Source organism: Thioclava sp. ISO4 (assembly GCF_058105145.1).
The window spans coordinates 712,519-734,876 of record NZ_CM176571.1 but is presented as its reverse complement, the minus strand read 5'-3'; the positions used below and the strand labels follow the sequence as shown (position 1 = coordinate 734,876).

Here is a 22,358-nt window from a genome sequence, read left to right as displayed (position 1 = left end):
GCTAGGTCTGGGTTTGCAAGAATTGCACTACAAAGGGAAAATCCCATGCCTTGGTTTCGGCGGGCTCTCTATGTCCTCTGTCTAACCCTCGTTCCGCTATCCGCGGCGGGGCAACCCCAGCTATGCGAGGCCGCCGCGAAGCAAGCCTCGCGCGAAAGCGGCGTTCCTTACGCGGTGCTCATGGCGATCTCGCTAAATGAGACCGGACGAAAAGGCGCGGGTGGCTTCGAGCCGTGGCCTTGGACCGTGAATATGGAAGGCGCTGGGCATTGGTTCGAGAGCCGGGATTTGGCGCTCGCTTACGTTTTCAAGGAATTCAAACGCGGCGCACGAAGCTTCGACATCGGCTGCTTCCAGATCAATTTCAAATGGCACGGGCGACATTTTTCATCGATCGAAGACATGTTCGACCCGTTGGAAAATGCTCGATACGCGGCGCAATTTCTGAAAACGCTCTACGCAGAAAGCGGTGACTGGAAGAAGGCGGCGGGCGCCTATCACTCGCGCACGCCCAAGCATGCGAACAGCTATTCGACACGCTTTGCCCGGTTTTACGCGAAACTCGCGGGCAGGAGCGGCCCGAAAGACGTGATGACCACTTCCGCCGCCGCGGCCAGTCCATTGCCTGATATTCCCGACATCGTGCTGGCACAAAGCGCGTCCCAAGCACAACGCCGAGGGAACCGCTATCCGCTCCTGCTCAGATCGAAAGACGCAAAGCCGCCCCGGCCGGGCGGTGCCCCGGGCGCCTCCCTGTTCGCGCATGCCGCGCGGAAAGCGCGAGGGATGTGATGGCGACCCCGCTCGTGCAACGCGCGTTTCAGCCAACGATCCTGTTGGCACTCGCGCTGATGGCGGTCATCGCGATGATGATCCTTCCGGTGCCCTCCTGGATCCTCGACATTGGTCTCGCGACCTCTTTCGCCCTCGCGATCCTGATCTTCACCGTCACCCTGTTCATCGAACGTCCGCTCGATTTCTCCGCCTTTCCCACCATTCTCCTTGCGACGCTCATGCTGCGGCTGTCGCTCAACGTCACCTCGACGAAACTCATTATAGGAAACGGGCATACGGGTACGGGTGCGGCGGGCGGCGTTATCGAAGGGTTCGCGAATTTCATCATGAGCGGCTCGGTCCTGATCGGGCTGGTCGTGTTCTGCGTGATTCTGATCGTGAATTTCATCGTGATCACCAAAGGTGCGGGGCGCATGGCCGAGGTCGGCGCACGCTTTGCCCTCGACGCGATGCCGGGCAAGCAGCTCGCGATCGACAGCGACATGAATGCAGGCGCCATCGACCATGCCGAGGCGCGAGAGCGGCGCGAACGCGAGCAGGCGGAAACCACCTTTTTCGGCTCGCTCGACGGGGCATCGAAATTCGTCAAAGGGGACGCGGTTGCCGGGCTGTTAATCACGATGCTCAACCTCGTGGTCGGGCTGCTTATCGGCACCATCGTGCATGGAATGCCGCTCGATCGCGCGCTCGAGACCTATGCGATCCTCACGGTCGGCGACGGCCTCGTCAGCCAGATACCGGCGGTCATCATCTCGATCGCAGCGGCCATCTTGCTGTCGCGCGGCGGGGCGAAAGGCTCCACCGATCTGGAGTTGTTCCGCCAGCTTGGTAAATATCCGGCCGCCCTGACAACCGTTGCGGTCTTGATGGCGCTATTCGGTCTCGTGCCGGGCCTCCCCTTCGTGCCTTTCACCGCGGGGGCCGTCATCCTCGGCACGGCGGCCTATATGCTGCGGCGCGCCGAACGGGCGCGTGCACGGCGCGAGGCGATGAAAATGCCCGCGCCAGAGACCGGGCCGAAGCAGAAATCCATGGGTGACGTGCTCGACATCGACGATATCCATGTCGAATTCGCCCCGGATCTGGTCAAGATGGCGCTCGATCCGGCGACGGGTCTGGACGCGCGCATCTCCAACATGCGCAATCATGTCGCGGCGAATTTCGGATTGATCCTCCCCGAAATTCGGCTGACCGACGACGCCACGCTGCCGCCCGGTCACTATCGCATCCGGGTTCAGGGGGTGGAGCAGGCACGCGATCGGCTGATGCCGGAGCATGTTCTTGCGCTGATCGCGGACAATCGCGAATTCCTGCCAGACGGCGAGGAGGTCCGCGAACCGGTGTTCCACGCGCCCGCGCTTTGGGTGCCCGCCCATCAGCAGGAAGACGCGGCGCTCGCTGGCTCGACGGTGGTCGGGCCGACGGAGGTGCTCGCGACACATCTTCTCGAAGTGATCAAGGCGAATTTCTCGCGACTGATGACATTGCGGGCGCTGCGGCGGCTGCTCGACGAAGTCGCGAACCTCTCCGACCCGACACGCGCACAGGCCAATCGACGCGTTCTCGACGAGCTCATTCCCGACAAGGTGCCGATCGATCTTCTGCTTTCGGTGTTAAGGCTACTGCTCGATGAACGGGTCTCGATCCGCAACCTTCTGCTGATCGTCGAGGCAATCTCGGAGGCGCGCCACCTGCAAAGCCCCGAGCAGATCTGCGAACATGTACGGCAACGCCTCGGCTTTCAGCTCGTCGCCGATCTGCGTCGCGAGGACGGCACGATCCCCCTGATCCAACTGGCGCCCGATTGGGAAGAACGCTTCGGAAAATACACGATCGGGGGCGAGGCGAGCAGCGATGTCGCCTTGCCACCTGACCTGTTCAACAAGCTGGCGGCGAATATCGCAGAGAAACTCGCCGGGGCGGCTCAGGCGGGGACCTTCCCGGCACTGGTCTCTTCAGGGCGCAGGCGGCGGTTCTTGCGCACGGTCATCAACGCGAAAGGGCTGAACGCGCCGGTCCTGAGCTACGAAGAAATCGGCCTGGAAGCGCGGCCCGCGATGGTCGGACAGGTCCCCGCATGACCCCACCGCTTCTCGATCTGCTCAGCGAGATCCTGCAACAAGCACGAAGCTTTTTGTTCATAGGTTTCATTGTCTTGCTGCGGGTGTGCGGGATTGTCGCCATGGCTCCTGGCTTTGGCGAAACGAGCCTGCCGGCGCGGATCAAGACCGGGGTCGCACTCGCGATAACCCTGGTGACGATTCCGGCCGTCGCACCGACGCTCGCCAGTTTCGACCAGGGGACGGCTTTGCCGCTTTGGCTGGCCTCGGAAATCGCGATCGGCCTCTTTCTTGGCTTCGGATTGCGCGCCTTTGTCTTCGCTCTGCAAATCGCAGGCACAATGGCGGCGCAGTCGAGTTCGCTCTCCCAGCTGCTCGGCGGAATGGGCGGGGAGCCGCAACCCGCAATCGGGAACCTCCTGCTGATCGCCGGGATCGCGGTGCTGATGAGCCTCGGATTTCACGTCCAGCTCATCGAGTTTCTGATCGGAACCTATCAGGTGTTACCGGTGGGCGAATGGCCCGATCCGGATGCGCTGCGGCGCTGGGGCGTCTCGGGTGTCGCGCATGCGTTTTCGCTCGCCTTCAAGCTCGCCGCCCCCTTCGCGGTCACCGGGCTGATCTACAACGTCGCACTTGGTGCAATTAACCGAGCCATGCCGCAGCTCATGGTCGCGTTCGTCGGCGCCCCGGCGCTCACGGCAGGCGGTCTGATCCTGCTTGCCCTATGTGCGCCCACCGCCATCGCGATCTGGCGCGAAGCGGTCATGACCTTCCTCGGCAACCCGTTCGGAGCGGTACGATGAGCGAAGACGAAGCCGGCGAAAAGGAATTCGACCCGACACCGCATAAGCTGGACGCGGCACGGCGCAAGGGCGATCTGGTGCGCTCGACCGAGATTTCCGTGGCCGCCGTCTATGGCAGTTTTCTCGCGACGCTGCTCGGCCTTGGTATCTACAGCGTGACGCGGTTCGGCATTGGGGCGATGGCGATGCTGGATCGCGCCGATGAGATGGCCGCGCAGTTTCTTGGTGGCGGGACGGCCTTGGGCGGGCGGATCATCGGCACGCTGCTCGTGCCGCTCGCGCCGTTTTTCGTGGTACCGATGATCGCCGCGCTCGTCGCCTACTGGGCACAACGCGCGATCGTGGTCGCGCCCGACAAGATCCAGCCAAAGCTCAGCCGGATCAATCCGCTGAAAAATGCTGCGCAGAAATTCGGACGCAGCGGGCTGTTCGAATTCGCCAAGAGCGCGACGAAACTCGCGGTGATCGCGACGATTCTTTTCATTTACCTCAGGGCACGCGCCGATCTGATTTTGCTCACGCAGCATCTCGAATCGGTGCAGATCGTGGGGCTGCTGTTTCGGATGATCGCCGAGTTTCTGATGATCGTCACCGCCCTCGCCGCCACGATGGGCGCGATCGATTATCTTTGGCAGCGGTCCGAATTCCTGCGCCGCAACCGGATGACGCGCAAGGAACTGACCGACGAAATGAAGCAATCCGAAGGCGATCCTCATCTGAAGGCACAGCGACGTCAGAAGGGGATGGAGCTTGCGATGCGGCAGTCGGTTCCCGACACCGCCAAGGCTGATGTGGTGATCGTTAACCCGACCCATTACGCGGTCGCGCTGAAATGGGATCGCGCCTCGGGGCGCGCGCCGGTCTGCCTGTCGAAGGGGGTTGATGCGATCGCTGCGCGGATCCGCGAGATCGCGGCGGAGAACGCGGTGCCCGTTCATTCGGACCCGCCGACAGCGCGGGCGCTGTTCGCGGCGATCGAGATCGTGGAGGAAATCCGGCCGGAGCATTACAAACCCGTGGCGGCAGCGATCCGCTTTGCGGAGAAAATGCGCAAGGCGGCACGCGGAGGTGCGGCATGGCGCAAATGAGCAAATTGCAGGTAAAGCGGCTGGCGGCGCTCGCCCGATTGACCCGTATGCAGCGGGAGTCGGAGCTTGCAACGCTCGCACGATTGAACGCCCGGGCGCGCGCACTCGATGCGCGAATTGCCAGCCTGCAGGCGGAGGAGAGGTCGACCCGGGAGACGCTCGCGCAGGAACCAGCCTCCGGGCAGAACACCCTCGCCTATCTGCGCTACCTGTCGCTGGAAGACACGCGGCTACGCGCCGCGCGGAAGGAGCTCGACCCTGCGCTTGCTGCGCAGCATGGCGCAACCGCGCGCGCGGTGGGCCGCCATGACGTTGTCACGAAACTTGGTCACCCGAAACGAGGCGCGCCGCGCTGAGGCGCGGGACTTCTCGTCTGTCGCAGAGATCGCGGACCGGACCTAGCTGTCCTGACGCACGATATCGGAGACCAGCACCGCAAGGACACCGGGACCCAAGATACTACGCGCGGTCTCGGTCAGAGCCCGGCGCAGGCGCGACATGTTCGCGGAATCCGTGAACAGGCCCTGAAATCCCCCCGTATTCGCGTGATCGAACAGAACCTGCAGGAACGCGTCGCGCAGTTTCGGCTCAGCGCGGTAGACGGCCTCGGTCTCACCGACCCTCACCTCGAGGCTGAGCGACAGGATCACCATGCCGGAGATTCGCGCCTCGGTGACCAGCGGCACGATGAACTGGTTGTTGAGCTTGACGAATTCGGAGGTGACATCGCCCTCGGCCCCATGATCGTCGGCGGCCGGGTTCCCATGAGCCTCTGGTGCGGCGCCGTGATCTCCTTCCGCTGCCCCCTCCGCAGCGGTCGGGTCGGTGGCATGTTCTGCGGGCGGCGGGGCGGGGCGCAGGAAATACCCGGCCGCGCCGCCACCGGCGAGACCGATCAGACCGAGGAGAAGCGGGAGGAGTTTACCAAGCATTACGGAACCTCAGAAGGGCAGGAGAATATCGGCGATCTGCTGGCCGTAGCGCGGTTGCTGCACATCGGTGATCTGCCCGCGCCCGCCATAGGAAATCCGCGCGCCAGCGATCTTGTCATAGGTGATTTCGTTCTGGCGGCTCACATCGGCGGGGCGCACGAAACCGGTGACGATCAGCTCACGCACCTCGAAATTCACCCGCACCTCCTGGCTGCCCTGAATGCGCAAAACGCCATTCGGGAGCGTCTCGATGATCGTTGCGGCCACGCGCAGGGTCAGTTTCTCGTTGCGCGATACCTGCCCGTCGCCGGAATAGGTCGAATTCGAATTGGTCGAGACGGCGTCGGCCATGCTCGCCCCATCTGGCAGACGCCTGTCGATGCGCTGGGGAATGCCGAGCATGGAGGTCACCCCCATCGTATCCGATCCGCTGCGCGAGCGACCCGTCGAATTCGAGATCTCGGCCTTATCGTTAATCTCAATCACGACGGTAAGGATGTCGCCCCGTTTGGCGGCGCGTGGGTCGCCCAACAGCGAGTTGCGCGCACCTGACCAAAGAGAGGCTTCTTGTTCGGGGCTGCGCGCCTCTGTCGTGACGGGCAGTGGCGAGGAGGCCATGGCGTAGAACTCGTTGCCGCCTTCGACCGGTGTGAATCCGGGCGCCTTACCGACCTGCTCGAGCCGCCCGCAGGCGACGAGCATGATCGACAACAGCAACAGGGCAGGAGATTTCATCGCGAGTTCCTCATGGGGCAACATGGGCGGTTCCGTCAGCGCCAAGCGTCGCGGAGACCACGGTTTTGGAAGCGGCGTTCATCACGCGGATCGTCTCTCCGATGCCGGCCCGATCAAGCGCGCGGCCTTCGGTTCGGATCTCCAGCGATCCGCGGCGGAACAGGAGCGGGATGATCTGATTGCGCTCGACAATGGCGGGCTGCCCCAGATCGCGGGCTCGGATCGGGCGACCGGCATAGATCACCCCGCGCGTCTCGAGGCCGATCGCTTCCTCCGGCCCGGTCAACGCCCCGGCCACCTCGCCCGGTTGTAGCCCGACATCTGCGGGGGCGACGATCGTCCGGGCGCGCATGGTGTGCAGCGCGACCAGCGTGTCCGCCAAGGCGTGGCCCGGCAAGAGACCGGATGCCGCAATCAGGATCGCCCGCCGCAGCATCAGCGCACCTGCGTCGTCGCGCCAAGCATTTGATCGGCGGCGGAAATGACCTTCGCGTTCAGCTCGTAGCCGCGCTGCGCCTTGATCAGCTCGGTGATCTCGCGCACCGGATCGACCGAGCTCTCCTCCAGATAGCCCTGCCGCAGCGTGCCCAACTCGTCGGCGCCGGGCGTATTCACATTGGGCGGGCCGGAGGCGCCGGTTTCGAGAAACAGGTTCGACCCGATCGCTTCCAGCCCCTTCTGGTTCGAGAAATTCGCCAGGGTGAACTGCCCAAGAAGCTGCGGCGCGACCTGATCGGCGAAATAGGCATAGACCTCGCCCTCCGCGTTGATCGCAACGGCGCGCGCGTCGTTCGGAATGGTCATATCGGGCACGACCGGATAGCCGTCGGAGGTCACGATCTGTCCGGTGCCGTTGCGCTTGAGCCCGCCATCGCGCGTGTAGGCGGAGATGCCAGAGGGCAGCGTCACCTCGAGATAGCCATTGCCGTCAATCGCGAGGTCCAGATCGCCGCCCGTCGCGCTGAGTGACCCTTGCGCGATGTTGACCGTCACGGCGGTCGGGCGCACGCCGAGGCCAAGCTGCACCCCGGCGGGAATGGTCGTGCCATCGGTTGCGTTGATCGTGCCGGGGCGGGTCGTCTGCTGGTAATGCAGATCGGCGAACTCGGCGCGGCGCGCGTTATAGCCAGTGGTCGACATGTTCGCGAGGTTGTTGGAAATCACCTCGACGCGCGTCTGCTGCGCGCTCATGCCGGTGGCAGCGATCTGAAGAGCTCTCATGTCATGGGCCTCCTGTTAGCGGGCGAGCGTCTGGATGACGCCGCGGATTCGTTCGTCTTCGCGTTCGAGAAAGGCCTGGCCCATCTCATAGGCGCGCTGGACCTCGATCATGCGCGCGATCTCGGTGATCGGATCGACGTTGCTGTCTTCGAGAACCCCCTGCATCAGAACCGCGCCCTCCACCGGTTCGGCCCCGGCCTCCGCGGTGAAGCGGGTGCCGCCGACATGGCGCAATTCATTGGGATCGGTGGGAAGGTAGACGCCGACCTGCGCGATCGGCTGGCCCTTGTCGGAGAGCGTGCCATCGGCGGCGAGCGCGACCGAAGTCACCCCCGAGGGGATCGCGACCGGGGTGCCACCGGAATCGAGCAGCCGGTACCCGTCGGGCGTGAGCAATTCACCTTCGGCCGACGGGATGAAACTGCCGGCCCGCGTGAGCTGATTGCCCTGCGGGGTCTCGATCATGAAGAAACCCTCGCCTTCGATCGCGAAATCGAAGGTGCCGCCTGTCTGGGTCAGCCCGCCTTGGCTTCGATCGATCAGACGACCATGCGCCCGCGCCATCGACAGCGAGGGCTCATTGCCCTCCAACCCCGAGAGATATTCGGAGAAGATCACACCCTCGCGCCGGAAACCTGTGGTCGAGACATTCGCGATATTGTTCGCAAGCGTCCGCATTTCGTGCATCAGACCGGATTGCCGCGTGAGGGTGGTATAGATTGTGTTGTCCATCTCAGCCCCCGGCGACGATCGGCAGGATGGTGCGGGTGAAAAACTCCACCAGCTTTTCCGACATGAAGCTCATCGACACCCAGAACACGACGAGCATCGCGCCCACTTTGGGCACGAAGGTCAGCGTCATTTCCTGCACCGAGGTCAGCGCCTGAAAGAGGCCGATCGCGACCCCCGCCACCAGCGCGACCGAAAGGAGCGGCGCCGCGATCAGCACGGCGATCCATAAGCCCTGCCGGAGCGTGTCGAAGAAAATCGCGTCCTGCATCAGACCGGCATCCTGAGAATTTCCTGATAGGCCTCCACGACCTTGTTGCGGACGGTCACCGCCGTTTCGATCGCGAGTTCCGTCTGGGCGAGCGCCTGCACCAGCGCATGCGGATCGGCCTGACCCGCCATCGCGGCTTTGGCGGTGTCTTCGCCCGCCTTGACCGCATCGACGAAGGAACTCGCCGCCTGTTCGAAAAGGGAGCCCGGCCCGGAACCGCCCGCTTCCGGCGGGACAGCAGCCCGGGCCTGGGCGTAGCTTTGCGTTGCAAGGGAGGTGTTAAAATCCATTCTAGATCTCCTCGGTCCTTAGCGGCGAAGCAGTTCGAGCAGGGAGGCCGACATTTGCCGGGCCTGATCGAACATGCGCAAATTCGCCTCGTAGCTGCGCTGCGCTTCGCGCGCGTCAGCGATTTCGACCACCAGATCGACATTCGAGCCGTCGTAGTAGCCGTTCTCGTCGGCCATCGGATGGCCGGGTTCGTAGATTTGGGTGAGTTCGGATCGGTCGAGCCGCACCGGGCCGAGGGTGACCTCCCCGGTGGGAGCGCCTTCGGAGACGACCTTCTCGAAGGCAGCGATCTTGCGGTGATAGCCGGGCGTATCGGCATTCGCGATATTCTCGGAGCTGTGCCGAAGCCGCATCGCCTGCGCCTTCATGCCCGAGGCGGACAGCGCCATGGATTGGGTAAAATCGCTCATCTTCAGCCCCTCCCGAGCGAACTGCGCAGGATGTTGAGCGAAGAGCGGTAGATCGCGAGCGACAGGTCATGCTCGCGTTTCACCGCGACCGAGCGGACCATCTCTTCTTCCAGCGAAACCGAATTGCCATCGGGCGAGGTGACACCGGGGGAGGCGATCACCTCGGGCGCGGTGGTGATCGTCGCCGATGCGTCGATGTGACCGGAGCGCGTCGCCCGCATAGCGCCGCGACCCTCGCTGCGATAGAGGTCTTCGAAAGCCGGCAGGTCACGCGCCGCATAGCCGGGCGTGTCCGCATTGGCGATATTCTCCGCAACCGCGTTCTGGCGGGCTGCGGCGTGGGTGGCCATCGCACTGGCCATTTTCATGATCTCAATCTTCTCGAACATCGGGGCTTCTCCTCCGAGCTATCAACCAAGCTTTAAGAGCGAATCGTTTAGAAAACGTTTCGAGAACATCGGAGGCCAGAATGGCATTTGCGGGATTCGACCTGTTGCGCGCCGAAATGCGCGGTATCGCCAGCGCCCATGCGGTCGGGCGCGTGCGCGAGGTGCGGCGCGGGATGATCGAGGTCAGCGGTCTTGCCCGTTCGGCGGCCCTTGGCGACCGCGCGACGATTCGCTGCCAAAACGGACGCGAAATCGGCGCGGAAGTTCTGTCGCTGACGCGCGGGGCGGTCACGGTGCTGCCCGACGGAGCCGCCGATGGCGTGGCGATCGACAACGAGGTGGAGCTGCTCGGTCAGGGCGGGATCGCCCCGCATGACAGCTGGGTCGGGCGGATCATAGACCCGTTCGGAAAGCCGCTCGACGGGCAACCACTGATCCACGGTGCGCGCGAGCGCGAATTGCGCGCAAGCCCTCCGCCTGCCGCCCAGCGCAAGCGGTTGGGCGGCCGGTTGGAGACGTCACTCGCCGCCTTCGACACGATACTGCCGCTGGTCCAGGGCCAAAGGGTCGGCCTTTTCGCGGGATCGGGCGTCGGGAAATCCTCGCTATTGGCGAGTTTCGCGCGCGGAGTCTCTGCCGACCTCGTCGTCATCGCGCTGATCGGCGAACGCGGCCGGGAATTGCGGGAATTCGTGGAAAAGACGCTTGGCCCGGAGGGAATGGCCCGCGCGGTGATCGTCGCCGCAACGTCGGATCAATCGCCGCTGGTGCGCCGCCGCTGCGCCTGGGTCGCGATGGCCGTGGCCGAGCATTTCCGCGATGCGGGCCAGCACGTGCTTTTCCTCGCCGACTCGATCACGCGCTTCGCCGAAGCCCATCGTGAAGTCGCTTTGGCGGGGGGCGAGCCCGCCTCGCTGCGCGGCTACCCGCCCTCGACCTCCTATCAGATCATGGCCTTGGGCGAGCGCGCGGGCCCCGGCGCCGAAGGTCAGGGTGACATCACCGGCGTGTTCTCAGTCCTCGTGGCCGGTTCCGATATGGACGAGCCGATCGCCGATATCCTGCGCGGCGTGCTCGACGGGCATGTCGTGCTGGAGCGCGAGATCGCGGAGCGTGGGCGCTTCCCGGCGATCAACATGCTGCGTTCGGTCTCGCGCTCGCTGCCCGACGCGGCGGATCCCGAGGAAAACCGGTTGATCGGCAAGGCGCGCAGCCTGCTCGGCGCCTATGACCGGGCCGAGATGATGATTCAGGCGGGGCTCTACGCGGAAGGCTCGGACCCGCGCATCGACGCCGCGATCAAGGTCTGGCCCGAGCTGGATGCCTTCATCGCCGAACCCGCCCCCGACGGCATCGCGGGCAGTTTCGCGCGGCTGCGCACGATCCTGTCGCAGGTACCGGGATAGCGCCTAGATCAGATCCCAAAGCAGCTTCGCGGCCAGCAGCGTCGAGGTCGTCACCAGCAGCGGCTTGATCAGCCGCGCGCCCACCCGCATCGCAAGCCGCGAGCCCAGCCGCGCCCCGGCGATCTGCGCCAGCCCCATCGCGATGCCGAGCACCCAGAGCGGCGAGCCGACCAGCAGGAACCCCGTCAGCCCCCCGATATTCGACGAGAAGTTCAGCAGTTTCGTATGCGCCGTCGCCTTGAGCACGCCGTAACCCGCCAGCGTCACGAAACCGATCATGAAGAACGACCCCGTCCCCGGCCCGATCAGCCCGTCGTAAAAGCCGATCACCGGCACGAAGGCGGCGGTGAACAGGCCGGGCGGAATACGCTGCACCCGATCCGTGTCGTCCAAACCGGGCCGCAAGGCGAAAAACGCGGCGATCGCGATAAGGATGAACGGCAGGGCGATCTCGATCTTGTCGGTCGGGATGCGCGACACGAGAAGCGCCCCCGCCAGCCCGCCAAGGAACCCGATCACGGCGGCCAGTAGCTGTTTTCGCAGCACCACATGGCCCGAGGCCGCATAGGAAATCGCCGCCGTCGCCGCGCCGAACGTGCCCTGAATCTTGTTCGTCGCGAGCGACTGAACCGGCGGCACGCCCGCCAGCAAAAGCGCCGGCACCGTGATCAGCCCGCCGCCGCCCGCGATGGAATCGACCACCCCCGCCGCGAAAGCCGCGCCGATCAGCATCACCACCAGATCGAGAGGAAGCTCAAACATTTGCACCCCGGTCAGAAGACAGCCGCCTCTTGTCCTGCCCGCGCCGCGAAAAGTAAAGCCGTTGCCTCACCGGGGCTGCAGCCGCTATCACCGAAGCTCAGCCTTGCGGAAGACCCAGATGACCCAATCGCCCCTTGCAGCCGCCCCGCTCTTTGCGAGCCCCGCCCGGTGATCGCGCGCTCGAACCGATATGCGCCGCTCGAGGCGTTCGCTGCCCCCGCGAAGCCCTATGCGCAGATCTGGCGCGGGATGCTGGGGCTGAGCGTGATCGTCGCCTTCTACCTACTCAGCGGCTGGGCGATGATCCTGTTCTTCTCCTCGATGCTCGACGACTTCTCGATGCTTCGGCTGTTTCAGGAAATCGCCCATGGCTCGACCCCGCGCGGCCTCGCCATTCTGCTGGCGAGTTTCGCGCCGCTCATGATCGCGACTTTCGTCGTCAGCCGCCACCTGCATCACCGCGCGCCCGCGACGCTGTTCGGACGGCGGAGCCTCGCCACCTTCACGAAGGTGCTGCCGGTTCTGCTGCTCTTCGCTCTTTTCGCCTTCGGGCTGACCCAGCTCAGCGAGGCCGCGGCGCGCTCCAACCCGCTGCTGCATGTGCTGAGCTGGGCGCCGATCGCACTGCCGCTTCTGGGGGTGCAGATCGCGACCGAAGAGGTGCTGTTTCGCGGCTATCTCCTGCAGCAACTCGCGGCGCGCTGGCGCAGCCCCCTGATCTGGATGGTCCTGCCCTCGGCGCTGTTCGGGGCGCTGCATTATTCGCCCGGCGCGTATGGCAGCAACGCGCTCTGGCCCGCGCTCTGGGCTTTCGGCTTCGGCTGCCTCGCGAGCGACCTGACTGCGCGGACCGGCAATCTCGGCGCGGCCCTTGCGCTGCATTTCGCCAATAACTTCGGCTCGCTCTTCCTCGTCGGCTTCTACGGCCAGCTCGACGGGCTGGCGCTCTACACGATCGTGATCAACACACGCGACCTGTGGGACCTCTTGCCGTGGCTTCTGCTGGACATGCTGCACCTGCTGATCGCGTGGTTGTTGATCCGCCTCACCCTCCGCGTCTGATTGCAATTCGTGCAGGGGCGGCGTATTTCAAGCCAAACCGACCCGCCCCAGCGAGAGGCTCATACGATGAACTGGATCACCAATTACGTCCGTCCTCGGATTAACTCGCTGTTTTCGCGCCGCGAAGTGCCCGAGAACCTTTGGACGAAATGTCCCGAATGCGGGACGATGCTGTTCCACCGGGAGCTGTCGGACAATCTCAACGTCTGCACCAATTGCGACCATCACCTCGCGATCACGCCCCGCGTGCGCTTCGAGGCGCTGTTCGACGGCGGCATCTTCTCCGAAGTGAAAGTGCCCGAACCGATCACCGATCCGCTGCATTTCAAGGACCAGAAACGCTATCCGGACCGGATGAAGGCGGCCCAGAAATCGACCGGCGAGAAAGAGGCGATGCTGGTGGCCGAGGGCGAGATCGGGCGCACGCCGATCGTCGCGGCCGCGCAGGACTTCACCTTCATGGGCGGCTCGATGGGCATGTATGTCGGCAACGCGATCATCGCGGCGGCCGAACGCGCGGTGAAGCTCAAGCGTCCGCTGGTGCTGTTCTCGGCGGCTGGCGGCGCACGGATGCAGGAAGGTATCCTGTCGCTGATGCAGATGCCCCGCACCACCGTCGCCGTGCAGATGCTCAAGGAAGCGGGCCTGCCCTATATCGTCGTGCTGACCCATCCGACGACCGGCGGCGTGACCGCCTCCTACGCGATGCTGGGCGACGTGCATATCGCAGAGCCCAACGCGCTGATCTGCTTCGCGGGCCCGCGCGTGATCGAACAGACGATCCGCGAAAAGCTGCCCGAGGGCTTCCAGCGCGCCGAGTACCTGCTGGATCACGGGATGCTCGACCGCGTGACGCATCGCATGAAGATGCGCGACGAGCTGATCACCATCCTGCGCATGCTGATGAACCTGCCGCCGGCGGTGAAGGGCGATCTGCCCGCGCCGGAGAAGGCACCCGAGGAAGCGGTCGCCGAGGCGGCTCCCGAGGCCGAGGCGAAGCCCAAGACCTGATCTTCGTATTGGCTGAAATATCCCGGGGGGCGGCAGCAGCCGCGGGGGCAGCGCCCCCTCCCCGGTCCGCCATCTAAGGCCGGAGAGGCCAATGACGCAAAGCTCCGATGATATTCTCGACCGCCTGATGGCGCTGCATCCCAAGGTCATCGACCTGTCGCTCGACCGGATGGAGCGGCTGCTGGCCGATCTCGACCATCTCGAGCGCGACCTGCCGCCGGTGATCCATATCGCGGGCACCAATGGCAAGGGCTCGACCCAGGCGATGATCCGGGCCGGGCTGGAGGCTGCGGACAAGCGCGTCCACGCCTATACCTCACCGCATCTGGCGCGGTTTCACGAACGCATCCGGATCGCCGGAGAGCTGATCTCCGAGACCAATCTGGCCGCGCTGCTCGATGAGGTCGAGGCGGCGAATGGCGGCAAGCCGATCACCTTCTTCGAGGTGACGACGGCGGCGGCGCTTCTGGCCTTCGCGCGGACCCCTGCGGATTACACGCTGCTGGAAGTGGGGCTTGGCGGACGGCTCGACGCGACCAATGTGGTCGACACACCCGCGCTGAGCATCATTACGCCGGTCTCGATCGACCATCAGCAATTCCTCGGCGAGACGCTGGCCGAGATCGCGGGCGAGAAGGCCGGGATCATCAAGCGCGGCGTGGCCTGCGTGGTCGGTCCCCAGCAGGAGGCCGCGCTCGACGTGATCGAGGCGCGGGCGGAAAAGCTCGGCGCGCCGCTTCTCGTGCATGGCCAGCATTGGCAGGTCTGGGAAGAGCGCGACCGGCTGATCTTCCAGGACGAGAACGGGCTTCTCGATCTGCCGCTGCCGAACCTGCCCGGCCCGCATCAGATCGCCAATGCCGGGGCGGCGCTCGCGGCGCTGCGGCATCTGGGCTTTGACGAGGCTGCCTGCGAGGCGGCGGTGACGAAAGCCGAATGGCCCGCGCGGATGCAACGGCTGCGCCACGGACCGCTGGTGGACGGTGCGCCCGAGGCCGAGGTCTGGCTCGATGGCGGGCATAACCCGGCGGCGGGCGACATGATCGCCAAGACGCTCGGCGGGCTTCCGAAACGCCCGACCCATCTGATCTGCGGCATGCTCAACACCAAGGATGTGACCGGCTATCTGCGCCCGCTGGCGGATCACGCGGCGAGCCTGCTTGCCGTTTCGATCCCCGGTGAGGCAAACACGCTGCCTGCAGAAGACACCGCCGCGGCCGCGCGCGTGGTCGGCATCGAGGCCCGCCCTGCGGCCTCGGTCGGCTCGGCCATCGCGGGGATCGTCGCGATCCATCCCCATGCCCGCATCCTGATCTGCGGCTCGCTCTACCTCGCGGGCCGGGTGCTGCGCGACAACGCCTGAGGCTGCGGTCTCGCACGAAGTCTATGCGGGGATACCGGTGGCTGACCTGCGCCTGCGCGCCTATCTTCGCGTGAACAGGAAAGGAGACCACCATGCAGCTTGAGCTTGGGATCGACACGTTCGGCGATGTGACGCGCGGGGAGGACGGCCTGCTGCGCAGCCATGCCGAGGTGATCCGCGACACGTTGGCCGAAGGCGAGCTCGCCGATCAGGTCGGGCTCGACTATATCGGCCTGGGCGAACATCACCGCCCGGATTTCGCGATCTCCTCGACCGAGCCGATCCTCTCGGCGATCCTTGCGCGCACCGAGAAGATCAAGGCGGGCACCTCCGTGACGGTGCTGTCCTCGGACGATCCGATCCGCGTTTTCCAGCGTTTCGCGACGCTGAACGCGCTGGCGCCGGGGCGGGCCGAGATCACCATCGGGCGCGGCTCCTTCACCGAGAGCTTCCCGCTCTTCGGGCTCGATCTGAACGATTACGAGGCGCTGTTCACCGAGAAGTCGCAGATCCTGCATCTGCTGGCGACGCAGGAGAAGGTCAGCTTCGACGCCCAGATGCGCCCGCCGCTGAAGAACGTCACCGTCTATCCGCGCCCCGAGGCGCCGCTGCAGATCTGGCGCGGCGTCGGAGGGTCGCCGCAATCGGTGGTCGAGACCGCCGCGATGCAGATGGATCTGATGCTGGCGATCATCGGCGGGGATTCGACCCGGTTCAAACCGCATGTCGACCTCTATCACCGCGCGCATGACCAGATGGGCACAAAGCCCGGCAAGATCGGCGTCCATTCGCCCGGCCATATCGCCGAGACCGACGAGATCGCGCAGGAAGAGTTCTACGAAGGCTATGCGCGGATGCATGACATGATCGGGCGCTCGCGCGGCTGGCCTCCGTTCCGGCGCGAGGCCTATCTGTCGGAGATCGAGCATGGCTCGCTCTATGTCGGCAGCCCGGAAACCGTGGCGCGCAAGATCGCGCGGACGGTGACGGCTCTGGGCCTGTCGCGGTTCACGCTGAAATATAGCGGCGGGCCGCAGAACCCCGCGCATCTGCGCAAGACGATCGAGCTTTATGGCACCAAGGTCCGCCCGCTTCTGAACGAAATGCTGACTTAAGCCTCAGCCGCCCAGCCGTCTGCCTGCATCTCGCGCAGGCGGCTGGCGGTGCGCTCGAATTCGAACGTGCCTTCGCCTTCGACGTAAAGCCGCTCGGGCTCGTCCGCAGCCGAGCAGATCAGCCGGACCTTGCCCTCGTAGAGCGAGTCGATCAGCGTGACGAAGCGCTTCGCCTCGTTGAAGTTCGAGGCCGAGAGCAGCGGAATATCGTCGAGCAGCAGCACCTTCACCGCATCCGCGATGGCGAGGTAATCCGCCGGGCCCAGCGGCTGCGCGCAGAGATCCCAGAAGCTCGCGCGGCCGACCCCATTGTGGAAATGCGGGATTTCGACCACACGGCCCTTCACCGGGATGTCGAGCTTGCCGTGATGATCGCCCCCGGTCAGCTCATCCCAAAGCGCATCCATCTTCGCGCGCGCCTCGCGGCCCGCAGGCGTGAAATAGACCTGTTGGCCTGCCAGACGGTGCTGGCGATAATCAGTCTCGGAGGCCAGCTCGTAGACGTCGAGCTTCTCACGGATCAGCCCGATGAAGGGCAGGAAGAGCTGGCGGTTGAGCCCGTTCTTGTAGAGGTCTTCGGGCACCCGGTTCGAGGTGGTGACGATGGTCACGCCGCGCTCGAACAGGGCCTCGAACAGACGGCCCACGATCATCGCATCGGCAATGTCCGTGATCTGCATCTCGTCGAAGCACAGCAGCCGCAGCGAGCCCGCCACCTCTTCGGCCACGGGGCGCATCGCATCGACCGTGTTGGCGCGGCGCGCATCGTCGAGCTTGCCTTGGACTTCCTGCATGAAAGCATGGAAATGCACCCGGCGTTTCGGCACGTCGGTCTGGCCGAAGAACAGGTCCATCAGCATGGATTTCCCGCGCCCGACACCGCCCCAGATATAGAGGCCGCGCACGCCTTCGACCGGCTTGATCTTGCGCTTGAAGAGCCCGCGTTTCACCGGCTCGGGCGCAGGCGCCTCTTCCAGCGCGCGGCGTACGCGCTCCAGTTCGGGCAGAATGGCGCGTTGGGCGGGATCGGGGTTGAGGTCCCCGTTCTCCACCATGGACTCGTAAAACTCGGGCAGACTGCGTTTCATGACGTTCCGATATAGCGCGCTCACGGGATTGAAAAGCCCCGCGGCTTGCGCGAGCATCCGATCCGGAGGAGGACCCCATGGCCAAGGAATTACCGCTGCTCGGCGCTGCGCTGAGCCTCGATATGCTCGCGCATCATCGCGACTGGATTCTGAACGACCAGCGCGATCTGGAATTGCAGAGCTTCTGCTGGCCGAACGCCACGGATGCGGACCTGCGCAAGATGGTCACGCGGACGAAGGAATTGCTCGACGGCTATACCGGGCGGCTCGGGCTGCACGGGCCCTTCACCTCGTTCAACATCGACTGCGCCGATTCCGAGATCATCGAGATCATCCGCGCCCGGATGCTGCGGGTGCTGGAGATCACGGCGGAGCTGGGCGGCGATCAGATGGTGATCCACTCGCCCTATACGCTCTGGAAGGAATCCGATCTGGAGCAGAACCCGGCCAACGGGTTCATTCAGGTCGAACGCGTGCGCTATGTCCTGACCCCGGTGATCGAACGCGCCGAGGAGCTGGGCGTGACGCTGGTGGTCGAAAACTGCGAAGACATCACGCCGAGCCTGCGTGTCGAACTGGCCGCGAAGATGAAGAGCAAAGCGGTGAAGGTCTCGCTCGATACCGGCCATGCGCAGTTCATGCATCGCCGCTGCGGCGCGCCGCCGGTCGATGTGTTCGTCCATGCGGCGGGCGCGGCGCTGGAACATGTCCACCTGCAGGATATCGACGGCTATGGCGACCGGCACTGGCATCCGGGCGAGGGCACGATCGCGTGGCATTCGGTGTTCAAGGCGCTTGGCAAGCTGCCGAAGATGCCGCGGCTGATTTTGGAAGTGAATGACGAGATTGGCGTGAGAAAAGGCGCGGACTATCTGGAATCGCTGGGCCTCGCGCGGTAACGGCTACGTGCGCCCCCGCCCCTCGCCTTGTGAAGCGTGGGGGCAAAGCGTAATCTCTGCGCCGCAGAAAAGCCGACAGGAGTTCTTATGGCCAAACCGACCCCGCAACGTCTTCACCTCGTCTTCGGCGGCGAGCTGGTGACCCCGAGCCGCACCGAGTTCAAGAATGTCGACGATATCCATATCGTCGGGATGTATCCGAACTACGCCTCCGCCTATGCCGCGTGGAAGGCAGAGGCGCAGCGCACCGTCGACGACGCCCATACCCGTTACTTCATCGCGCACCTGCATCGCCTGCGTGACGAAGAGCTCGAGGTGTCGACCACCGAAGAGCTCGGCAACTAAGGCTGGCATGGCGCGCTCTCTTCCTCTCTGGCTCAGACTGCAACTCTCTGCCTTGCGTCCTGCGGGACCCAAGGCAAAAGCCGCGGTCGAGGCCGGTCAGGAGGAAGATCGCGCCGACGCCCCGCTGCTGTGGATCTGGGCTGCGGGGACATGCGCGGAGGCCGCCGGGCTGGTCGCGCGCAGGGTGGCCGCGCGGATGCCCGATATCCGCATCGCGATGACGGTGCGCGGCGCGGAAGATCCGCCGGACGGCCTGCCCGAAGAGGTCTATTTCCGGCCCACGCCCGAGGATCGTCCCGCGTCCGTCCGTCTGGTGCTGGATGCGTGGCGCCCCGATCTCGTGCTCATCATGGACGACACGCTGCCCGCAGCGCTGATCGCGGAGACGCAGAAACGCGGCATCGCCAGCGTTCTGGCCGATGCGAAACTCGGCGGTCAGGATGGGCTGCGCCTCGATGACGTCTCGCTCACGCTGCTGGGCCGGATCGACCGCATCTACCTGCGCGACGAGGCGAGCCTCGAACGGGTGGGCGACCGGCTGAACGGGCCGGTCATCGTGGTCAATGACGGAGCGCTCGGCGAGCCGCCGCAGCCGCTTTACGGCTCCGAGGCAGAGCGCGCCTCGATGGCCGAGTCGATGGGCGCGCGCCCGGTCTGGCTGGCCGCTGCCGTGCCCGAGGCCGAGGTCGGCCCGGTGACGGCCGCGCATCGCTACGCCCAGCGCCACACGCATCGGCTGCTGCTTCTGCTTGCGCCGGACGACGAATCCCAAGGCGAGGCCCTTGCCGCTCAGCTGACCGCCGAGGGCTGGTCGGTCGCGCGCCGGTCGCTCGAGGGCGAACCGGAACTGACGACCGAGATTTTCATTGCCGACGACGCGATGGAATACGGGCTTTGGTATCGGCTGGCCGCGCTCAGCTATATGGGCGGCACCTTGTCGGGGACGGCGCAGGCACCACGCTCCCCGGTAGAGGCGGCGGCGCTTGGCTCGGCGATCCTGCACGGCCCGAAACTTGCGCCTTTCCGCGAAGATTACCTGCGGCTCGAGGCGGCGAAAGCCTGCCGCGGCGTCGTGGTGCCAGAGGATCTGCCCGAAGTGGTCGCGGACCTGATCGCGCCGGAACGCTCTGCGCAGCTGGCCCATAACGCCTGGGCGGTGACTTCGGGCGGCGCGGGCGCGGTGGAGACCATCGCCCGCGACCTGGCCGAGATCCTGTCGGGCACCCAGCCCGCACGGGTGGCGTGATGGGCGCGCCCGGCTTCTGGTTCAACGCCCCCGCCGCGCCGGGCCTGCGGGCGCGTCTGCTGTCGCCGCTCGGCGCGATTTACGCGGCGATGACGAAGCGGCGTGTGGCGCAGCCGGGGCTGCGGCTCGACGTGCCGGTGATCTCGGTCGGCAACATCAACGCGGGCGGGACCGGCAAGACGCCGACGGTGATCTGGCTGGTGCAGCGGCTGGCCGCGCGCGGTGTGACCGCCCATGTGGTCACGCGCGGCTATGGCGGATCGCTTGAAGGGCCGGTGCAGGTCGATGAGCGCAGTCACCGCGCCGAGGAAACCGGGGACGAGCCGCTGCTGCTGTCCGCCTTCGCGCCGGTCTGGGTCGCACGCGACCGGGCCGCCGGGGCGCAGGCGGCGGTCGCGGCCGGAGCGCAGGTAATCGTACTCGACGATGCCCATCAGAACCCTGCCTTGCACAAAGACCTCTCCATCGTGGTGGTCGACGCGCATAAGGGCTTCGGCAACGGGCGCTGCCTGCCTGCCGGGCCGCTGCGCGAACCGATCGAGGCCGGAATGACCCGCGCAGACTTTCTGCTGTCGATCGGGCCGGAAGCTGCGCAGGCTGAATTCGCTAATTTCTGGAGTTCCAGAATTTCGAAACCGCATCTGACGGGACAGCTCGCTCCGCTTCAGACGGGCATGGATTGGGAGGGCCTTCCCGTCCTCGCCTTCGCAGGCATCGGCCATCCCGAGAAGTTCTTCGCCACCCTGCGCGATCTCGGAGCGGAGCTGCTGCGCGGCGAGGCGCTGGAAGATCACCAGCCATTCACGACCCGCCTATTGCAGCGCATCGAGGCGGAGGCCGACGCGCTCGGCGCGCAGATGGTGACGACCGAGAAAGACGCGGTCCGGCTGCCGGAAAGCTTCCGCCCGAAGGTGCTCGCCCTGCCGGTGCGGCTCGAGATCGACGACCCCACAGCGCTCGACGCAGCGCTCGACCGGCTCGGGATATGAAAAAGGCCGGCCCCGCAGGACCGGCCTTCTCAACATCTGCCGCCGAGCTCAGTTGGCTTTCTGCGCCAGCTCGTCGTCGAGGATTTTCTTGAAGTCGTCCCAAACCATGTTGGAATGCTTCTCGCCGTCGATGATGAAGGTCGGCGTCGCGTCGATCTTGTCGTCGCCCGCGTTCTTCTGGAAGGTCGCGACCATCCGCTCGGCGCGCTTCTCGTCGTTCATGCAGGCGGTGACCTGATCGTTGCTCAGCCCGGCCTGCAGGCCGATCTTGCGCAGGTTGTCCGCGATGGTCTGCGGTTTGCCGTCGCCGATCCAGTCCTTCTGCTTGTTATAGATCATGTCCGCGATCGCGTAATATTTCGGATCGCCACCGCATTGCGCGATCAGACCGGCCCAGACGCCGTATTTGTCGAAATAGACTTCGCGCTGGATGAACTTCACCTTGCCGGTGTCGATGTAGTTCTTCTTGAGCTGCGGGTACTCGACCTTGTGCCATTCGGCGCAGTGCGGGCAGGTGTAGGAGGCATATTCGATCACGGTGACCGGCGCGTCTTCCTGACCCAGAATCACGTCGGGCAGGGTCTCGACGTCTTTGTTCGCCGTGGCTTCCTGCGCTTGGGCCGCAGTGATCAGGCTCGCCTCGCTGTGTTGGCTGGCATACCAGCCGCCCGTCGCGAGGAGCCCCATGACAGCCGCGCCGCCGAGGATCGAAAGAGTTTTGCTCATCTATCTGCCTTTCTTGTGTGCAGCCCGCTCTGCGGACTTCGCTAGAACGTTTCTTGCCAGTTCTTCCAGTGCCGATTTGAGATCGGCATCGCCACAATCGGCCACCTGCGCTTTCGCCGCTTCGGCGACGTGGGGGTCCGGCTTGCGGGGTTCGGGTTTCGGTTTCGGTGCGAATTGCGCCTGACCTTCGGCAAAGCCGGTCGGCGCGGTCTGCGTCAGCGAGATGCGCGAGATCGCGTTATAGCCGTAGCAGGCATTCACCTTGTCGCGGATTTGCGGCAACTGCATCTGCAGCATCGGCGCCGCCGCCCCGGTCGTAAGTAGGGTAAGGGTCGCGCCGAAGCCGCCTTTCGTGTAGCCGATCTTCACCGGGCGGCATTGCGCGGCCGTCTCAGGCCCGACCACTTCCGCCCAATGGGTCAGCAGGCGCGAGACCGCAAAACCACGCGCTTCACCCGCGGCGCGGATACGGTTGCGCAGCAGCCCGCCCGCGGCTTCAAAGCCACGCATCCGCCGGGCAGGCGTCTTTTGCGGGTCGCTTTTCTTCATTCGTGGGCGGTTCCTCTTGATCCATCCCATTCTAGGAAGCACATCGGGCCGGGCCAACCGGTCGGCAAGA

The 22,358-nt window shown here is 65.1% G+C and carries 27 protein-coding genes; 14 read left to right on the top strand and 13 right to left on the bottom strand.

The features are described from left to right. Window positions 1-45 precede the first annotated feature (45 nt). The 5 genes from AC2TZ7_RS03740 to AC2TZ7_RS03720 are packed head-to-tail and all read left to right on the top strand — an operon-like array spanning window position 46 to window position 5,105. Window positions 46-792, top strand: coding sequence for a transglycosylase SLT domain-containing protein (locus tag AC2TZ7_RS03740; protein ID WP_489865941.1), 747 nt, complete (start codon window positions 46-48; stop codon window positions 790-792). Next, on the top strand, window positions 792-2,876 hold the full coding sequence (flhA, locus tag AC2TZ7_RS03735; protein ID WP_489865940.1) for a flagellar biosynthesis protein FlhA: 2,085 nt from the start codon (window positions 792-794) through the stop codon (window positions 2,874-2,876). Before AC2TZ7_RS03740 ends, flhA begins: the two co-directional genes overlap by 1 nt. Then, entirely contained in the window at window positions 2,873-3,661 is a 789-nt protein-coding gene (locus tag AC2TZ7_RS03730; RefSeq protein WP_489865939.1) for a flagellar biosynthetic protein FliR, read from the top strand. Before flhA ends, AC2TZ7_RS03730 begins: the two co-directional genes overlap by 4 nt. Next, complete coding sequence (locus tag AC2TZ7_RS03725; RefSeq protein WP_489865938.1) at window positions 3,658-4,749, top strand: EscU/YscU/HrcU family type III secretion system export apparatus switch protein; 1,092 nt, start codon at window positions 3,658-3,660, stop codon at window positions 4,747-4,749. The genes AC2TZ7_RS03730 and AC2TZ7_RS03725 overlap by 4 nt, the downstream gene beginning before the upstream one ends. Further along, on the top strand, window positions 4,737-5,105 hold the full coding sequence (locus AC2TZ7_RS03720) for a hypothetical protein (protein ID WP_489865937.1): 369 nt from the start codon (window positions 4,737-4,739) through the stop codon (window positions 5,103-5,105). Before AC2TZ7_RS03725 ends, AC2TZ7_RS03720 begins: the two co-directional genes overlap by 13 nt. A gap of 42 nt (window positions 5,106-5,147) precedes the next feature. Here AC2TZ7_RS03720 and AC2TZ7_RS03715 read toward each other — a convergent pair whose 3' ends face one another. Genes AC2TZ7_RS03715 through AC2TZ7_RS03675 form a run of 9 tightly spaced genes read right to left on the bottom strand, consistent with a single transcriptional unit; the run spans window position 5,148 to window position 9,727 of the window. Then, window positions 5,148-5,681 (bottom strand): flagellar basal body-associated FliL family protein, encoded by a 534-nt coding sequence (locus AC2TZ7_RS03715; protein ID WP_489865936.1) that lies wholly within the window; start codon window positions 5,679-5,681, stop codon window positions 5,148-5,150. Window positions 5,682-5,690: 9 nt separating this feature from the next. Continuing rightward, window positions 5,691-6,416: a flagellar basal body L-ring protein FlgH gene (flgH, locus tag AC2TZ7_RS03710; protein WP_489865935.1), complete on the bottom strand. Its 726-nt coding sequence runs from the start codon at window positions 6,414-6,416 to the stop codon at window positions 5,691-5,693. A 10-nt stretch (window positions 6,417-6,426) separates the two neighbouring features. Continuing rightward, a complete protein-coding gene (flgA, locus tag AC2TZ7_RS03705) occupies window positions 6,427-6,852 on the bottom strand; it encodes a flagellar basal body P-ring formation chaperone FlgA (RefSeq protein WP_489865934.1) in 426 nt (141 codons plus the stop codon). Beyond that, window positions 6,852-7,637 (bottom strand): flagellar basal-body rod protein FlgG, encoded by a 786-nt coding sequence (gene flgG, locus AC2TZ7_RS03700; RefSeq protein ID WP_098409654.1) that lies wholly within the window; start codon window positions 7,635-7,637, stop codon window positions 6,852-6,854. Before flgG ends, flgA begins: the two co-directional genes overlap by 1 nt. A gap of 15 nt (window positions 7,638-7,652) precedes the next feature. After that, window positions 7,653-8,369 carry a flagellar hook-basal body complex protein gene (locus tag AC2TZ7_RS03695; protein WP_489865933.1) on the bottom strand — a complete coding sequence of 239 codons (717 nt, stop codon included), beginning with the start codon at window positions 8,367-8,369 and terminating at the stop codon, window positions 7,653-7,655. A 1-nt stretch (window position 8,370) separates the two neighbouring features. Continuing rightward, window positions 8,371-8,637, bottom strand: a complete 267-nt coding sequence (locus AC2TZ7_RS03690) for a flagellar biosynthetic protein FliQ (protein WP_489865932.1) — start codon at window positions 8,635-8,637, stop codon at window positions 8,371-8,373. Next, window positions 8,637-8,927, bottom strand: a complete 291-nt coding sequence (gene fliE / locus AC2TZ7_RS03685) for a flagellar hook-basal body complex protein FliE (protein WP_078605963.1) — start codon at window positions 8,925-8,927, stop codon at window positions 8,637-8,639. The genes AC2TZ7_RS03690 and fliE overlap by 1 nt, the downstream gene beginning before the upstream one ends. Before the next feature lie 18 nt (window positions 8,928-8,945). After that, window positions 8,946-9,338 (bottom strand): flagellar basal body rod protein FlgC, encoded by a 393-nt coding sequence (gene flgC / locus AC2TZ7_RS03680; protein WP_098409652.1) that lies wholly within the window; start codon window positions 9,336-9,338, stop codon window positions 8,946-8,948. Window positions 9,339-9,340: 2 nt separating this feature from the next. Then, window positions 9,341-9,727 (bottom strand): FlgB family protein, encoded by a 387-nt coding sequence (locus tag AC2TZ7_RS03675; RefSeq protein WP_489865931.1) that lies wholly within the window; start codon window positions 9,725-9,727, stop codon window positions 9,341-9,343. Between the two features lie 80 nt (window positions 9,728-9,807). Between AC2TZ7_RS03675 and AC2TZ7_RS03670 the strand changes: the two genes are divergently transcribed. After that, a complete protein-coding gene (locus tag AC2TZ7_RS03670) occupies window positions 9,808-11,133 on the top strand; it encodes a FliI/YscN family ATPase (protein WP_489865930.1) in 1,326 nt (441 codons plus the stop codon). Between the two features lie 3 nt (window positions 11,134-11,136). Here the strand turns inward: AC2TZ7_RS03670 and AC2TZ7_RS03665 are convergent, their stop codons facing one another. Further along, window positions 11,137-11,895: a TSUP family transporter gene (locus AC2TZ7_RS03665; protein WP_489865929.1), complete on the bottom strand. Its 759-nt coding sequence runs from the start codon at window positions 11,893-11,895 to the stop codon at window positions 11,137-11,139. 168 nt (window positions 11,896-12,063) lie between these two features. Between AC2TZ7_RS03665 and AC2TZ7_RS03660 the strand changes: the two genes are divergently transcribed. The 4 genes from AC2TZ7_RS03660 (at window position 12,064) to AC2TZ7_RS03645 (ending at window position 16,446) form a co-directional block, all read left to right on the top strand. Then, window positions 12,064-12,957 (top strand): CPBP family intramembrane glutamic endopeptidase, encoded by an 894-nt coding sequence (locus AC2TZ7_RS03660; protein ID WP_489865928.1) that lies wholly within the window; start codon window positions 12,064-12,066, stop codon window positions 12,955-12,957. A 66-nt stretch (window positions 12,958-13,023) separates the two neighbouring features. Continuing rightward, window positions 13,024-13,968: an acetyl-CoA carboxylase, carboxyltransferase subunit beta gene (accD, locus tag AC2TZ7_RS03655; RefSeq protein ID WP_078522256.1), complete on the top strand. Its 945-nt coding sequence runs from the start codon at window positions 13,024-13,026 to the stop codon at window positions 13,966-13,968. A gap of 91 nt (window positions 13,969-14,059) precedes the next feature. Then, window positions 14,060-15,331 (top strand): bifunctional folylpolyglutamate synthase/dihydrofolate synthase, encoded by a 1,272-nt coding sequence (locus tag AC2TZ7_RS03650; protein WP_489865927.1) that lies wholly within the window; start codon window positions 14,060-14,062, stop codon window positions 15,329-15,331. A gap of 92 nt (window positions 15,332-15,423) precedes the next feature. Further along, complete coding sequence (locus AC2TZ7_RS03645) at window positions 15,424-16,446, top strand: LLM class flavin-dependent oxidoreductase (RefSeq protein WP_489865926.1); 1,023 nt, start codon at window positions 15,424-15,426, stop codon at window positions 16,444-16,446. Here AC2TZ7_RS03645 and zapE read toward each other — a convergent pair. Beyond that, window positions 16,443-17,534 (bottom strand): cell division protein ZapE, encoded by a 1,092-nt coding sequence (gene zapE / locus AC2TZ7_RS03640; protein ID WP_134330048.1) that lies wholly within the window; start codon window positions 17,532-17,534, stop codon window positions 16,443-16,445. The two genes, AC2TZ7_RS03645 and zapE, sit on opposite strands and share 4 nt — an antisense overlap. Before the next feature lie 77 nt (window positions 17,535-17,611). Between zapE and AC2TZ7_RS03635 the strand changes: the two genes are divergently transcribed. From AC2TZ7_RS03635 to lpxK, 4 genes are all read left to right on the top strand, one after another. Continuing rightward, window positions 17,612-18,433 (top strand): sugar phosphate isomerase/epimerase family protein, encoded by an 822-nt coding sequence (locus tag AC2TZ7_RS03635; RefSeq protein ID WP_489865925.1) that lies wholly within the window; start codon window positions 17,612-17,614, stop codon window positions 18,431-18,433. Between the two features lie 87 nt (window positions 18,434-18,520). Then, on the top strand, window positions 18,521-18,778 hold the full coding sequence (locus AC2TZ7_RS03630; protein WP_078522252.1) for a DUF4170 domain-containing protein: 258 nt from the start codon (window positions 18,521-18,523) through the stop codon (window positions 18,776-18,778). Window positions 18,779-18,785: 7 nt separating this feature from the next. Beyond that, the gene (locus AC2TZ7_RS03625; protein ID WP_098409643.1) at window positions 18,786-20,024 is read left to right on the top strand and encodes a 3-deoxy-D-manno-octulosonic acid transferase; all 1,239 of its coding nucleotides are present in this window, start codon (window positions 18,786-18,788) and stop codon (window positions 20,022-20,024) included. Beyond that, the gene (lpxK, locus tag AC2TZ7_RS03620) at window positions 20,024-21,013 is read left to right on the top strand and encodes a tetraacyldisaccharide 4'-kinase (RefSeq protein ID WP_489865924.1); all 990 of its coding nucleotides are present in this window, start codon (window positions 20,024-20,026) and stop codon (window positions 21,011-21,013) included. The genes AC2TZ7_RS03625 and lpxK overlap by 1 nt, the downstream gene beginning before the upstream one ends. A gap of 48 nt (window positions 21,014-21,061) precedes the next feature. Here the strand turns inward: lpxK and AC2TZ7_RS03615 are convergent, their stop codons facing one another. Both AC2TZ7_RS03615 and AC2TZ7_RS03610 read right to left on the bottom strand, forming a co-directional pair. Beyond that, window positions 21,062-21,739 (bottom strand): DsbA family protein, encoded by a 678-nt coding sequence (locus AC2TZ7_RS03615; protein ID WP_098409641.1) that lies wholly within the window; start codon window positions 21,737-21,739, stop codon window positions 21,062-21,064. Beyond that, entirely contained in the window at window positions 21,740-22,288 is a 549-nt protein-coding gene (locus AC2TZ7_RS03610) for a DUF721 domain-containing protein (RefSeq protein WP_489865923.1), read from the bottom strand. Window positions 22,289-22,358: the final 70 nt, after the last annotated feature.